Raw genomic sequence first — 13,368 nt, 5'->3', positions numbered from 1 at the left:
TTCCAGTCTGCCAGCTCACCTCTCCTTTTCGGGGCGCTGGATTTGTCGCACTTAGTCTGGCAATTTCTGAGCGCTAACAAATCATTCAAGCCGATGCCGCTTCGCGGCACGGCTTAACTCAGGCGTTAGGGCGCACATGAAGTTCACTCTGGCTTACGCATCTGTTGCACTTGCCGTTGCCTCGCCCCTGACCTTCTTTGCGGGCGCGTCCGCTTTGGTCGTCACTTACGTACCGCAAGTTCCGGCTGAAGCAATTGCTAAAGCACGTGATCGTGGCTATCTGCTGATCCTTATCGGCATTCTTGGTTTTGTGGCCTCTTCTACATTGGCCGGCCACAATTTTCGCCAATCTCCAACGCCTGCAATTCTTGCCTTGTCAGCCATCGTGCTCAGTCTGCTGTTCCCGCTCGCCTTGGTGTTGTTTGCATGACTCAAAGGGTGCTAGAAGTGCGCCCTAACAATTCATTCAAGCCGACGCCGCTTCGCGGCGCGGCTTAATTCAGCAACTGTCTTGAAACGTGCCGTTCAAGCCAGTGCCAGGCCCTCGGCCCGCAGCTCGTCACGCCGCCTGGCATTGATGATCCCAAGCAGCTTGCGCATGCACGCCACCAGAGCCACCTTGCCCAGCTTCCCGCGCGCCCGAAGCTGCTGGTAGTGCGCCTTCATCGTGGGATCCCAACGCACGGCCGAGAGCGTGGCCATATAGAGCGCAACACGAACGGGGGCACGACCGCCACGGATCCGTCGTTTGCCTTGGCCTTGTCCGCAGTCGCGGTTCATCGGGGCAACTCCGGTGAGCTTGGCGATCTGTCTGCGGTCGAGGTGTCCAAGCTCGGGCAGCAGCGCGAGGACGGTGGCCTGGAACACGGGCCCCAAACCCTTGCTTGATCGCAACGCCGGGGTGGAGTGTTCGTTGATCAGGGCCTTCATCGTCTTCTCGACCGCGGCAAGCTCCCAGATCAGGGCGGCAATGGTGCGGGCTGCAAGCTTGCGGACGGAAGCAGGCGCCATCGCCGCCTGCTGCTTCTGGGCCTGGAGCAGGGCCACCACCTGGCCGCGGCGGCGCAGCCAATCGCGCAGCTCGCGCTGCCAGGGCGGCGGTGCGACGTAGGGCCGCAGGCGGTCGGCGAACAGTCGGGCCATGAGCGCCAGGATACGGGCGTCGATGTCGTCGGTCTTGGCCAGCTCGCCGGCGGCATTGGCAAAGGCGCGAGCCTCGCGGGTTGACCCGGGCGATCCACAGGCCGCATCGCAGCATGCCTCGAGCAGTGGCTCTTCGTAGCCGCCGGTGGCTTCGACCACGATCCGCGTGGCCCCGAGTGCCCGCAGGCGCTTGACCAGCTTGGCAATGCCGGCACGGTTGTTGGTGAATCCAACCACACTTGGCTTCCCGTCCACGGCCAGATCCAGACTGGCCTTGCATACATCGATCCCCGCTGCCGTCATCTCGGTTCTCCGCTACAGTTGGTTGGCCGAGAGCATCGCGCCTGAGGCCCACGCTTATCAGTTCGAGGGAAACCTCGATCAACTGTTCGGGCGCAGGGCGCGAGATCCGGCGTGCGGCCCCTGCTGAATTACGGTGGTCTGACACCGAGGCGTTATCGGGCGCGCACGTCGGGCTCTCGGCACCTACGGTAGGGGAAACTCAAGACATAAGGCGTTAGGGCCCACACCCGAGTTCGCGGCTTTCGGTGTGCTGTTCTTCCCGCTCTCCGACAGCATCAGATTCGGCTGCACCAACACGAGAGGAATTACTGGATGAGGCTAGTCCCTTTAAGTACGGCAGCGATGCTGCTTCTGGCGGCGTCGGCCGCCGCCAAGCCGCCTGCCGAGACGGCATTCGACGAGTGGTTGGCTGTCTTTAACAGCAGCGACAAAGCAGCTATGAACGCATTCAATGAGCGACGCTTCGGCAAGGCCGATCACAACATCGACTATCTACTTGATAGTCGCGAAGAGACCGGCGGGCTGGAGGTGGTCCAGGTTGAAATTAGCGAGCCAACGGTTTTCGTTGCGCTGGCACAGGAGCGAAACTTTCCCGCCTATGTGCGGATCACGGTTAAGGTCGATAAACCGGGATCTCCCCTCCTCGACTACGTCATGCAAGAGCCGCAGCGTATGCCGCAGGCAAGCACTGAAGGCATTTGACGCGTTCGCCACGCGAATGGCGGCGGCCGATCGCTTCTCGGGTGTGCTGGTCGTAGAGCAGAACGGAAAGCGGCTATACGGTAAGCATTTCGGACTCGCTGACCGGGAGAACAACACGCCGGTACGACTCGAAACGCCATTCCTGTTCGCGTCCCAGGGCAAGATGTTCACCGCCGTGTCGGTGCTGCAGCTAATAGAGGCGGGGAAGGTTGGCTTCGACGATCCCATCGGAAAGTACTTGACCGACTATCCCAACGAGGAGATGGCGAAGGTCACGATCCGGGAGCTGCTCTCGCATCAAGGCGGCACCGGAGACATTGGCGTCTTGCAATCGGATGAGGGGCCGAACCGCGCCTGGGTGCGCACCATAGACGATCTGACCAAGCTCAACGGCGACCGTGCTCCGGCATTTCCGCCGGGATCAAAATTCGAGTATTCGAACTACGGTTTCGTACTGCTCGGCGCGCTGGTCGAGAAAGTCAGCGGGCAGAGCTACTATGATTATGTCTCCGAGCATGTCTTCGGTCCCGCCGGGATGACAGCAACTAGCTTCCCGACTCTGGAGCATATGGCCGATGTCGCACGCGGCTACACGCAGGACGATAACGGAACGTTGATACCGAGCGCCGATCAATTGCCGTGGCGGGGCTCGCCTGCGGGTGGCGGCGTCTCTACTGCCGACGACGAGATCCGATTCGTAAAGGCGCTCAAGGCAGGCGCTCTGATCTCGCTGCCGATGTTGACGGAGGCGATCAAGCAGCAAACGGACTGGTACGGCTATGGCTTCATCTCTTCGGGGCCGACTGAATTTCCACATTGGGGCCATGGTGGTGGTGCGCGGGGCAACAGTGCGGCGCTGTCGGTATATCCGTCCAACAACATGACCGTGGTGTGCCTGAGCAACCGCGACCCGCCGGTATGCGATCGCCTGTTGACAAGGCTGCATTTCCACTTGTCGCCGCCTCCTCCAGATGAGGCTGAACCGGCTGCAAACTGATGCGCCGAACGCACTGCGGCATTGACAGCGCGGGCACTGCGATTCGCGCTACGTGGCCGGCAGCCGGATGCGGGAACGATCTTCCACAGCGATCGCGGTGCCGAGTTCCTGGCGGCGCAGTTCCGGCAAGTCCTGGCAACGCCGGCGTCTTGCAGAGCGTGAACCGGCCACGACGAATGAACGACAACGCTCACATGGAATCCTGGAACAAGTCGATGAAGTCGGACATGTATCACCGCTGTCGGTTCGCCACCGACCACGAGCTGCACCGCGCCGTGGCCGGCTATGTCGACTTCTACAATAACCAGCGCCTACACTCATCCCTTGGATACCAGACGCCATCTGCGTTCGAAGCCCAATGCACCTAACCAACGGGTGTCCACTTTATCGAAGGAAGTCCCTGCCGCTTCGCAGCACGGCTTAGTTCTGGCGTTAGGCGCGGACATGGCCTCAAAGCACATTGGATGGTGGTACTACTTTTGGTTCTTCGCCGCCAATCTGGTCGCGTCTTCATTCTCGGCCCCTGTGGATACACAAGGCTTTGTGTCACTGCTTCTCGGGATCGTTGGGTTGCTCGGTCTATGGGGCCACTTGCGCAGCCGCCCAATCGGCCACCGTCATCTGTGGACCACTCTCTTCTTTGCGCTTCTTCTGGTCATGGGCTACTACGTGGCCAGACCGTTCTTCGTTGGAGTGCAGCACACGGCAGGGGTCGTCTTCGGCGCCGCTATCGGCACACTGGTCACTGCTCCACTCTTGCTGGCGTTGTGGCGGTATTCCTTCCGCAGTCCGGAAATCTGGCGACGAACAACCGCCGCTTAACAATGCGTTCAAGCCGAAATTGCATCGCTACGCCAGCCACATGGCAGAAAGAGCTTGCCATGTGTCCGGCTACGCGCTGCAATTCGGCTTAACTCAAGCGTTAAATCCAGCGGGCTTCCCAACTTCGAGCGCCCGCTGGAACTCCACTTGCCAATGGCTCAATAGGCTCCCTCGCTATATACAAGCTCATAGCTATGGCTGTAGATCTCTACGATGTTTCCGAATGGATCTTCCATATAAATCATGCGGTAGGGTTTCTTGCCCGGATAGTAGTAGCGCGGTTTCTCCATGCGCCGTTTACCACCAGCAGCCACAATACGCTCGGCGAGCTCTTCAACATTTGGGTCTTGCACGCAGAAGTGGAAGACGCCAGTTTTCCAGTATTCAAAATTGTCTGCCGGGTTTGTTTGATTCTTGAACTGAAACAGCTCCACACCAATCCGGTCACCGGTGGATAGATGAGCGATTCGGAAGCTTCCCCACCCTGCTCCGAAGACTTCCGTGCACATCTCTCCGATTGCGCTGTCGTCCTCTTCGATCTCAGTTGGTTCCATGATCAGATACCAGCCCATTACCTCTGTGTAGAACTGGACGGCCTGCCCAAGGTCCGGTACGGAAATACCGATATGTGAGAAATTTCTTGGGTAAACGTTGCTCATTGCGTGTCCTCCTCTCCTAACATTGAGAATAGGTTACCCAGCACCTACAATTATGTGAAATTATCATTTGACGTCAGGGTGATCATCTACCGTAATGATAAATACTGTCTGGTTACGCAGCTTTTGTGCCCTCGTTGAAATTGGTCATTTCACCCGCACGGCCGAGCGCCTGCATATGACGCAGTCGGGGGTGAGTCAGCATGTGCGCAAGTTGGAAGAGCAACTCGGCACCGAGTTGCTCGTAAGGGAGGGCAAGAAATTCTTGCTCTCGGATGCAGGCGGAAGGCTGTACGCCGAAGCTCAGGACATTCTATTGGCATTGGCGAATCTCGAGCAAAAAGTCGGAGAAGATCCTCCTTATGAAGGAGTGGTTCGGGTGATGTCTCCGGGGAGCGTTGGGCTCAAGCTATACCCACATTTATTGGCGTTGCAGAGCAGGCACCCAAAACTCATTATCGATTATCGCTTTGCACCCAATTCCGACGTAGAGAGCGCAATCGCTGAATCCACCATGGATATCGGATTCATGACGTCGAAATCCGCCCTGCCGGACGTCAGTTGCACTCCTGTTGCGGAAGAGTCGCTATTGTTGGTGACGCCTTCGATGGTCGAAGACCCGGATTGGAAAACCTTGATGGCCCTAGGCTTTATTGACCACCCTGACGGAAGTCATCACGCCAACCTGTTGCTTGGCGCCAACTATCCGGAATTCCAGCACAGCAACCTGTTTCCTAAAAGGGGATTCTCAAACCAGATCGGATTGATTTTGGAACCGGTCAGTATGGGGATGGGTTTTACAGTGTTACCGGCCTTTGCGGTTGAGGCGTTCAACAAGCCCGAGCAAATCAAAGTTCATGGGCTTTCCAATCCGGCAAGTGAAACGCTATACCTTTGCTACCGGCGTCACAGGGCGCTGCAGAAGAGACTGAAAACCGTCATTGTGGAAGCCAGGCGATGGCTCTGAACTCGATCGAGACTTAACAAATCATTTCAGCGGACAAGCCGTTGAATTTGGCGTTAGGCCTTTTAGGAGATCCTTGTGGCCAACTCGAAGGCAGTCTTTCCCGCCCGTTTCTATGCGCTGTTGTTCGTCACCGGCATTGCAAGCTTCCTCGTCCATGAACTCGCGCATTGGGCTACCGGCATCGCGCTCGGACACGAAATGGTCGCAACGCTTAATTCGGTATCGCCGAAAGGTGCGGTCAGCCTTAATGATCAGGTGCTTATCGTGGCTGCCGGCCCCATCCTTACCCTAGCCCAAGGCTTAGGTGGGTTCTGGTTAGTAAAACAACGTAGCGCCCCGCTCGGCTTCGCGCTCCTATACATCGCATTCTTCATGCGCCTGCTAGCGGCCGGAATTGGTGCCTTCAACCCGAATGACGAAGCAAAAGTTAGCCAACTACTCGGTCTGGGTACTTGGACGCTTCCAGTGGCAGTTGTGGGCGTCCTCCTCACGCTGGTTGTACTGGCAAGCCGTAAGCTAGAGCTACGGGTGCTGGACCAGTTGCTCTGCTATGCGGTTTCATCAGCCGTCATCACGCTTATCGTTGGCGCCGATATGGCTCTCTGGCCAAAGGCCTAACAATTCGTTCAAGCCGAACCTGCTTCGCTACACCAACAACATGGCGGGTAAAGCTTGCCATGTTGCCGGCTCCGCTATGCAGGTCGGCTTAGCTCAAGCGTTGGGCCTCATTCCAGAGACTCGCAACTGTGAAACCCGCAATCACTTTTCTCGCACTTGGGCTCTTGCTTATCTGCGGCACGTCAATCGCCAGCCAAAAGGATGGCGCCGCGCCAGCAAGCATCAAGACAGACGAGGCACTGCTGCACGAGCGCGCGCAGCTTCTAGAACAAATCAGACAAGCCCGGATTGACGCACTAGTACAAAAGAGAGACGCGGAACGGCGCCTCGCAGCCATACGTGCGGAGAGAGGAATCCAAGGCGAGGAAATGGCGCAGCCTTGGCCCAGGCAGATCATGATGGCGATAGAGGGCAATTGGATCCGCCCACCAATCGAGGAGACAGGCAGCACTGGCTGCACTGCTTCGATTGAACTTGCTGAAACAGGGGACGTTATGTCAATTCACGTCAAATCGCCATGTGCGCCAGAAAGACTTAGGGCCTCAATCGAGGCTGCCATCATAAAATCATCGCCGCTGCCGTTACCTCGCGACCCTGCAGTTTTTAGAAGCCGCATCATCCTTCACTTCACACCTAGAGATGAGGGGGGGGGTGAATTAACACGCGAAGTGCAACACCCCGAGTTCGAGCAGAGAAGATGTCAGGGATGATTCAAGCGGAACCGATGCCAGGTGACAGGGCAGCAGAAGCAGGGGTCCAGAACTACACGCCTGGTACACCCCGTCGGCACGGCAATGGCTGGACGCGCTGGGGCGAGACCTGACCGACGCGGACTACGCGAACACGCACAGCGCGAATTTCCTGTTGCTGTCCTCCCTGCCGGAACGCACGGCAGCCCTGGTGCTGCGCAGCTGCGAGCAGGCATTGCGCGCCGTTCGCGGCAGGCTGGGAGCACTGGCTGCGGACGGGGGCTACGGCCCCTATGTAGTGATCGTGTTCGCCTCGCAGGACAGCTACTACGACTACCTGTCGCACTACCACGACGACGGCGGCGAGTACGCGATGTCCAGCGGCGTGTTCCTCAATGCCGGCTACGGCCACTTTGCCAGCTGGCACGACGCGCTGGATGACCTGGAGCCGGTGGTGGTGCACGAGTTGACGCATGCCCTGTTGACCCACCTGTCCCTGCCGGTGTGGCTCAACGAGGGGATCGCGGTGAACGTCGAGCGGGCCCTGCTGCCCCGGTTGGCCGACCCGCGCCTGCAGTTGCACAGCCCGGTCGAGATGCATGCCCGGCACTGCGGCGGGTGGACTGCCGAGACCATCCAGGCCTTCTGGTCGGGCGAGGCCTTCCATGTCGGCGAGGGTGTGGAGCTGGCCTACGACCTCGCCCGCACCATCACCGCGCTGGCGGCGCCTTCGCCTCCGCTTGAGGACGTAGTTGCGGATAAGGTCGTGGCCATTCGCGACGCCAAAGTCAACCGACTGAAGCATTGGGCGCCATACTCAGCCTGCTTTCGGCTAGCGGCCCCTCCTTGGGCCGCCAAGGAGCTACATGGCCAGTTCAACCAACAAGCTTCTGGCAGTCGGCGCCGCCCTCAGCGGGTTCGCGGCGCTGATGCATCTAGCGTGCCTGGTGGTGGGCGCTCCGCTGTTTCGTCTATTGGGGGCGGGAGAGCAGATGGCGCAGCTGCATCTTTCCGGTCATTGGTATCCCACCGTCGCCACTTTGGTCATTGCCAGCGTCCTCACCGTGTGGAGCGCCTACGCGCTCTCTGGAGCAGGCCTGATCCGCAAGCTGCCGTTGCTGCGTACGGTTCTGTCGGCGATCACAGCTGTCTACATTCTTCGCGGCGTCGCCTTCGTACCGGTCATGGCGTACTTTCCCGGCAACAGCATGACGTTCTGGGTTGTGAGCTCATCAATCTGCCTGCTCTTGGGTATCGTGCACCTGGCGGGGCTTCGCCAGTCATGGAGCCGGCTGTCGGGTGGCGCGGCTTGACTTGGGTGCCAGGCGCGCATGGAGCCAATCGCACTCGTGAAGATGCTTTCCGACGCCAATCGCCTACCGACCGTTGAGGCTACGCGGGACGAGCCGAGATCGGATTCGCACTCGCCCGGTCCGCCTTGGGCAAAGGATATTGGGCTTCGTGTATTCCCTCGTTACTCAAACGACGGGCTGCACGCGGGACAAAAGGTGCTCTACACATGCTGGTGATGGGCTGGTCACTGGCCCGCGATCCGGCGGCAAGGACAGGCCCACGGATCGCTTCGTTCGTGCTCGGGTTGGGTTGTCTCGTGGCCGCCCTTGCCGTCATTCTTGTCACTGCACACTAGCCCGGAGTACTGCGACGATGAAGTACAAAGGCAGCTGCCACTGCGGCCGGGTGGCGTTCGAAGTGGAAGGCACGCTTGACGACGCGATGGAGTGCAACTGTTCGCACTGCAGCCGCAAGGGTTACCTGCTGTGGTTCCTGTCGCGCTCGGCGCTGACGCTGAACTCCGGAGAAGCCGAGCTCGGCACGTATACGTTCAACAGGCACGTCATCAAGCATCACTTCTGCCGGACCTGCGGCTGCGCGCCCTTCGGGTTCGGGGAGGACGGCAAGGGCGTGGCCACGGCCGCGGTCAACGTGCGCTGCCTGGAAGGCGTGGACCTCGCGGCGCTGACGAAGGTGCAGGTGGACGGGCGGTCGTTCTAGCCGCCTCCACGAAGTACCATCCACACCGCGTCGCAACGCGGCCTGACCACAGCGGCAGGCCATCCAGGGGAAGTCCATGCATTTCGCAAAGCCTGTTTCCATCATCGTCCTGCTGCTCGCGAGCAATTTCGCGAACGCCGGGGAGTATTCCGATCGCCTGTCGCAGTGCCTGGTGGCATCCGTGACGGCGGAGGACAAGACCGCGCTGGTGCGGTGGATCTTTGGCGCCGTTGCCAGTCACCCGGAGGTGGCTGACATCGCGCAGCTGACGCCCGAATCCTGGCTTGAGATCTCGAAGAACAGCGCTTCGGTATTCGAGAAGCTGATTGCCGACAAGTGCGCGGGCGAGTCGCGCGAGGCGATCATCAACGAGGGCATGGCCGGGTACAAGAGTGCGTTCGAGACCTTGGGAGCCACCGCGGTGGGCGGGCTGATGGCGGACCCCTCGGTGACGGCGGCCATCGCTGGCCTGGACGCGCACCTGAGCGAAGAGAAGCTGATGAAGGCGCTGATGACCGGTGCACCCCAGGGTGAGTAAGGCCTGACGCTGGCTGCTGTCCCCAGCCCGGCTGTGGCAGCTGAACCCGGGCATCCTCGGCTAGAAAGCGGGCGCCCGGGGAAGCGCCAGGCCCGGGTCGGCCTGGCGCCGTTTTTGCTCAGAACTTGACGCCCACGCGCGCGTAGAAGAACCGCCCCGGCAGGTCGTAGGTGGACGCGTCATAGCCGTTGAGCGAGCAGCTCAGGCAGATCGGCGGATCCTCCCCCGTCAGGTTGTTCACGCCCAGCGACACCCGCATTCCGCGCATCCATGCATCGCTGTTCCAGGACAGCTGCAGGTCGTGGTAGGTGATGTCATCGAGCCTGTTGACGTCGTTGTCGCTGTCGTCGCAGATGTCGAAGCCGATGGCACCGCCGCAGGACTCGCGGAGCTCGTCGATGTAGCGCATCGTCCAGGCCACGGCCCAGGGGCCCCTGGTCCACTGCGTGGCCAGCGTCGAGCTCCACTCGGGGATCGCGCTGTTGTTGATCTGGACGCCGGGCGCCCGCGGCTCGGCCTGGCCCGACTCGTTGATCAGCTCGTACTTGCCCACGAAGGTGGCCTTCGCATCGAAGCGCAGCTGGCCCCAGCCCTGCTCGGGCAGCAGCCAACCCATGCTCAGGTCCCAGCCGTCGGTGCGGATGGTGCCGAGGTTGTCGAGGATGTCGTCGAAGCGGATGATCTGGCCGCGTTCGCTGCGGTCGTACGACGCGCAGGAGAAGGGATCGGCGTCGAACACGCAGCGGTTGAGGATGGCCTGGGCATCGGGTGCCTGGATGGCGTCCTCGATGGTGTGCTTGTAGAAGGTCAGGCCGAGATCCATGCGCTCGGACCATGTGGCGTTGGACGCGAACAAGGGGCTCCACACCGCACCCAGCATCAGGCTGCGGCTGGTCTCGGGCTGCAGGTCGGCGTTGCCCGAGGTCACCACCGAGATCTGCGAGTTGGTCTGCACGTAGTCCGGCGGCACGCCCTGGGCCACGCACTCCGGGCGCACGGCGTTGGCCGCGCCCGAGCAGGGATCGACCAGGGTGGCGTCGAAGCGCGCCAGCGTGCCGTAGAGCTCGCCGATGGACGGCGCGCGGAAGCCCTGTGCGAACGAGCCGCGCAGCACGAACTCTTCCGCCACCTGCCAGCGCAGGCCGAGCTTGCCGGTGCTTTCGCCACCGAAGGTGGAGTAGTCGGAGTAGCGGCCGGCCAGGCTCATGTCGAGCGCGCTGCCGCGCTCGGGGTTGGACATCAGCGGGATCGCGACCTCCGCGTAGATCTCGTTGACGTTGTAGTCGCCGGCGGTGGGACCGGAGGGCACGCCGTTGTATTCACCGGCGACGGTGATCGGGTCGGGCTGGTAGCGGCCTTCGTACTTGCGGTACTCGTAGCCGGCGGCAAAGCCCAGCGGGCCGGCGGGCAGCTGGGCGATCGCGCCGGTGATGTTGGCCGAGGCCAGGGTCAGGTTGTTCTCGCTCTCGTCGCGCACCACCGGCTGGATGAAGCCGAGCATCTCCGGAGTGATGGTGCCGGCGCCGCCGAACACGTTGAGCGGCACGCAGCCGGCGATGGCGGCGCAGGCGGCGGGGTCGCCCAGGGCCTCGTTGATGCGGCGCAGGTTGTAGCTGCCGTAGTTGGTCTGCTCGGCGCTGCTCTCGCTGCGGACCAGGTTGACGTCCCAGCTCCAGGGGTTGTCGCGGAAGTCGAAGCCGCCATCCAGGCCCGCGGCCACGTACCAGGTCTCGACGTCCTGCTCGTAGCGGCGCGGCCCGCCCTCGACCGGGCGGCGGCCAAGCAGGAACAGGTTCGGGTTGGCGCCCATCGTGGTGAGGTCGAAGCCGAAGGGGTTGTAGGGGTTGGCCGCTGAAATCACCAGCCGGCTCTCGGCCCATTCGTTGTAGACGCCGGCGTCGGTGCCGAGGAAGAAGGGTTCGGGCGCGGCCTGGTTGGCCGACTGCCGATCGTTGTACAGCGCGCGGATGTAACCGCCGACGTTGTCGCTGAAGGCGAAGCGCGCCGAGGCGAACACGGTCTTGCGTTCGGATGGCGTCAGCAACAGGTTGTAGGGAGCGAAGTTGAAGCGGTCGGCACGCGCGAAGCAGTGGAAATCGTCGGTCCGCTCACAGCCTTGGCCCGGGATGAACGCCGGGTCGGTGACGCCGGTGTTCGTGGTGATGTCGTGCGTGGTGCCGGTGTTGGGATCCAGGAAGATGAAGCGGCCCTGCGGCGTCGCCGAACTGCCGTTGGCGAGCCCGGTGCCGGGCACCGGCACGCTGGCCGGCCCGTACTCGAGCGACGACACTTCCTCCTGCTTGAAGTACGACGCGCCCACGAACCACTGCAAACGGTCGGTGCCGCCGCCGTAGCCCATGTCGGCGCCCCAGGTGTCGCCGCCGAGGTCGTCGTAGGTGCCGTAGTGCAGTTCGATGTCGCCGCCCTGCACGTTCTTGCGGGTGATGATGTTGACCACGCCGGCGATGGCATCGGAGCCGTAGATCGACGAGGCGCCGTCTTCGAGCACTTCGATGCGTTCGACCAGCGCCAGCGGGATGGTGTTGAGGTCGACGGCGGAACCCACGCCCGAACCCGACGATTCGTTGACCCAGCGGATGCCGTCCACCAGCACCAGCACGCGCTTGGGACCCAGGTGCCGCAGGTCGACCGTGGCCGCGCCCGCGCCCACGCCGCCGCCATCAGGCGGGAAGCCGAAGTTGCCGCTGGAGTTGAACTTGGTGTTGAGCCCGGCGCCGCTGGCGGTCAGGTTCTGGACGATGTCGGCTACCGACCTCAGGCCGGTGCGGTCGATGTCCTCGCGGGTGAGGACCTGCACCGGCACGTGGGTTTCAAGCTCGGACTGCCTGATGCGCGAACCGGTGACGGTGACTGAATCGAGGGTGGTGGCGTCGGCGTCCTGCGCGGAGGCGGCGACCGGAAGGAGCAGGGGCAACGCGGCGCAGATGGCGACCGCGAGCAGGCGAGGCTGGGGGATGGCCATGGATCTCTCCTGGTGGCGTTGGCGCCGACCCGTTGCCCCCGTGCCGTCGGCAGCCCACTTGTAAACAAAACGTAAAACGTCGGCAAGCCCTAGGGTCGACCCTTGGTCGGCTCAACCGCCCAAGACGAGGCTCAGCCCCACGGCCACGAGGAACACCGCGAACACCCGCTTGAGCGCCGGGCCGCTGATCGCGTGCGCCAGGCGAGTGCCCCAGGGCGCGGCCAGCACCGAGGTCAGGGCGACGCCGATCGCGGCGGGAAGGTAGACATAGCCGATCGCGCCTTCGGGCAGCCCGCCCGGCGGCGCATTCAGGGCGTAGCCCAGCACGCTGCCGATGGCGATCGCCACGCCACAGGCGGACGAGGTGCCGACCGCGCGCACCGGGCGCACGCCGCGCCACACCAGCAGCGGCACGGTCATGCTGCCGCCGCCGATACCGACCACCGCCGACAGCGCGCCGATGCCGCTGCCCGCCGCGGTCATCGGCAAGCCCGTGGGCACCACGTCACTGCCTCCGTCCGGGCGGGTGCGGCCAAAGGCCATCTGCGCGCCGGCGAGCAGGCAGTACGCGGCGACGATCCAGCGCAGCACGATGCCGTCGATCCCCACCGCGAACCGGCTGCCCAGCCAGCCGCCCACCAGCAGGCCGGGCAGCATCCACCACACGGTGGGCCACAGCACGCCGCCGCGGCGGTGGTGCGCGCGCGCCGAGGACAGCGCGGTGAACACGATGCTGGCCATCGAGCTGGCCAGCGCCGCGTGCATCGCCATGTCCGCGGGCACGCCGTGCAACGGCAGCAGCCAGGCCAGCGCCGCCACCAGCACCAGGCCGCCGCCAATGCCCAGCAGGCCGGCCGAGACGCCGACCACGATGCCCAGCAGCGGAAACATCCAGAACCCTTCGATCACGTCGATTCCTTCAAGATGGGCGGCCGAC

15 protein-coding genes are annotated in these 13,368 nt (G+C 62.4%); 11 read left to right on the top strand and 4 right to left on the bottom strand.

The window, feature by feature from the left end; translation table 11 throughout:
• Window positions 1-136: 136 nt before the first annotated feature.
• A complete protein-coding gene (locus ACW5E8_RS14310; protein WP_456966202.1) occupies window positions 137-430 on the top strand; it encodes a hypothetical protein in 294 nt (97 codons plus the stop codon).
• A gap of 95 nt (window positions 431-525) precedes the next feature.
• Here the strand turns inward: ACW5E8_RS14310 and ACW5E8_RS14305 are convergent, their stop codons facing one another.
• On the bottom strand, window positions 526-1,446 hold the full coding sequence (locus ACW5E8_RS14305) for an IS110 family RNA-guided transposase (RefSeq protein WP_456966201.1): 921 nt from the start codon (window positions 1,444-1,446) through the stop codon (window positions 526-528).
• A 342-nt stretch (window positions 1,447-1,788) separates the two neighbouring features.
• Here ACW5E8_RS14305 and ACW5E8_RS14300 point away from each other — a divergent pair, with 342 nt between their 5' ends.
• The 4 genes from ACW5E8_RS14300 (at window position 1,789) to ACW5E8_RS14285 (ending at window position 3,967) form a co-directional block, all read left to right on the top strand.
• Window positions 1,789-2,148, top strand: coding sequence for a hypothetical protein (locus tag ACW5E8_RS14300; protein ID WP_456966200.1), 360 nt, complete (start codon window positions 1,789-1,791; stop codon window positions 2,146-2,148).
• A complete protein-coding gene (locus tag ACW5E8_RS14295; RefSeq protein WP_456966199.1) occupies window positions 2,045-3,145 on the top strand; it encodes a serine hydrolase domain-containing protein in 1,101 nt (366 codons plus the stop codon). Before ACW5E8_RS14300 ends, ACW5E8_RS14295 begins: the two co-directional genes overlap by 104 nt.
• Window positions 3,145-3,513 (top strand): integrase core domain-containing protein, encoded by a 369-nt coding sequence (locus tag ACW5E8_RS14290; RefSeq protein ID WP_456966198.1) that lies wholly within the window; start codon window positions 3,145-3,147, stop codon window positions 3,511-3,513. The genes ACW5E8_RS14295 and ACW5E8_RS14290 overlap by 1 nt, the downstream gene beginning before the upstream one ends.
• 76 nt (window positions 3,514-3,589) lie before the next feature.
• Window positions 3,590-3,967, top strand: a complete 378-nt coding sequence (locus ACW5E8_RS14285) for a hypothetical protein (RefSeq protein WP_456966197.1) — start codon at window positions 3,590-3,592, stop codon at window positions 3,965-3,967.
• A gap of 158 nt (window positions 3,968-4,125) precedes the next feature.
• Here the strand turns inward: ACW5E8_RS14285 and ACW5E8_RS14280 are convergent, their stop codons facing one another.
• Window positions 4,126-4,626 carry a lactoylglutathione lyase family protein gene (locus ACW5E8_RS14280; RefSeq protein WP_456966196.1) on the bottom strand — a complete coding sequence of 167 codons (501 nt, stop codon included), beginning with the start codon at window positions 4,624-4,626 and terminating at the stop codon, window positions 4,126-4,128.
• Window positions 4,627-4,720: 94 nt separating this feature from the next.
• On the opposite strand from ACW5E8_RS14280, the gene ACW5E8_RS14275 reads away from it, so the two are divergent.
• From ACW5E8_RS14275 to ACW5E8_RS14250, 6 genes are all read left to right on the top strand, one after another.
• On the top strand, window positions 4,721-5,590 hold the full coding sequence (locus tag ACW5E8_RS14275) for a LysR family transcriptional regulator (protein WP_456966195.1): 870 nt from the start codon (window positions 4,721-4,723) through the stop codon (window positions 5,588-5,590).
• Window positions 5,591-5,665: 75 nt separating this feature from the next.
• Window positions 5,666-6,208, top strand: a complete 543-nt coding sequence (locus ACW5E8_RS14270; protein WP_456966194.1) for a hypothetical protein — start codon at window positions 5,666-5,668, stop codon at window positions 6,206-6,208.
• A gap of 368 nt (window positions 6,209-6,576) precedes the next feature.
• Window positions 6,577-6,918 carry a cell envelope integrity protein TolA gene (locus ACW5E8_RS14265; protein ID WP_456966210.1) on the top strand — a complete coding sequence of 114 codons (342 nt, stop codon included), beginning with the start codon at window positions 6,577-6,579 and terminating at the stop codon, window positions 6,916-6,918.
• An 845-nt stretch (window positions 6,919-7,763) separates the two neighbouring features.
• Entirely contained in the window at window positions 7,764-8,210 is a 447-nt protein-coding gene (locus ACW5E8_RS14260) for a hypothetical protein (protein ID WP_456966193.1), read from the top strand.
• A 352-nt stretch (window positions 8,211-8,562) separates the two neighbouring features.
• Window positions 8,563-8,910 carry a GFA family protein gene (locus ACW5E8_RS14255; RefSeq protein WP_456966192.1) on the top strand — a complete coding sequence of 116 codons (348 nt, stop codon included), beginning with the start codon at window positions 8,563-8,565 and terminating at the stop codon, window positions 8,908-8,910.
• Between the two features lie 76 nt (window positions 8,911-8,986).
• The gene (locus tag ACW5E8_RS14250) at window positions 8,987-9,448 is read left to right on the top strand and encodes a hypothetical protein (protein WP_456966191.1); all 462 of its coding nucleotides are present in this window, start codon (window positions 8,987-8,989) and stop codon (window positions 9,446-9,448) included.
• 118 nt (window positions 9,449-9,566) lie between these two features.
• On the opposite strand, the gene ACW5E8_RS14245 is transcribed toward ACW5E8_RS14250, so the two are convergent.
• Together ACW5E8_RS14245 and ACW5E8_RS14240 are read right to left on the bottom strand one after the other, a co-directional pair.
• Window positions 9,567-12,431 (bottom strand): TonB-dependent receptor plug domain-containing protein, encoded by a 2,865-nt coding sequence (locus ACW5E8_RS14245; RefSeq protein WP_456966190.1) that lies wholly within the window; start codon window positions 12,429-12,431, stop codon window positions 9,567-9,569.
• 111 nt (window positions 12,432-12,542) lie between these two features.
• The gene (locus ACW5E8_RS14240; RefSeq protein WP_456966189.1) at window positions 12,543-13,340 is read right to left on the bottom strand and encodes a sulfite exporter TauE/SafE family protein; all 798 of its coding nucleotides are present in this window, start codon (window positions 13,338-13,340) and stop codon (window positions 12,543-12,545) included.
• Window positions 13,341-13,368: the final 28 nt, after the last annotated feature.

The organism is Luteimonas sp. A649 (assembly GCF_054072735.1).
This window is presented reverse-complemented; position numbering and strand designations above follow the sequence as displayed.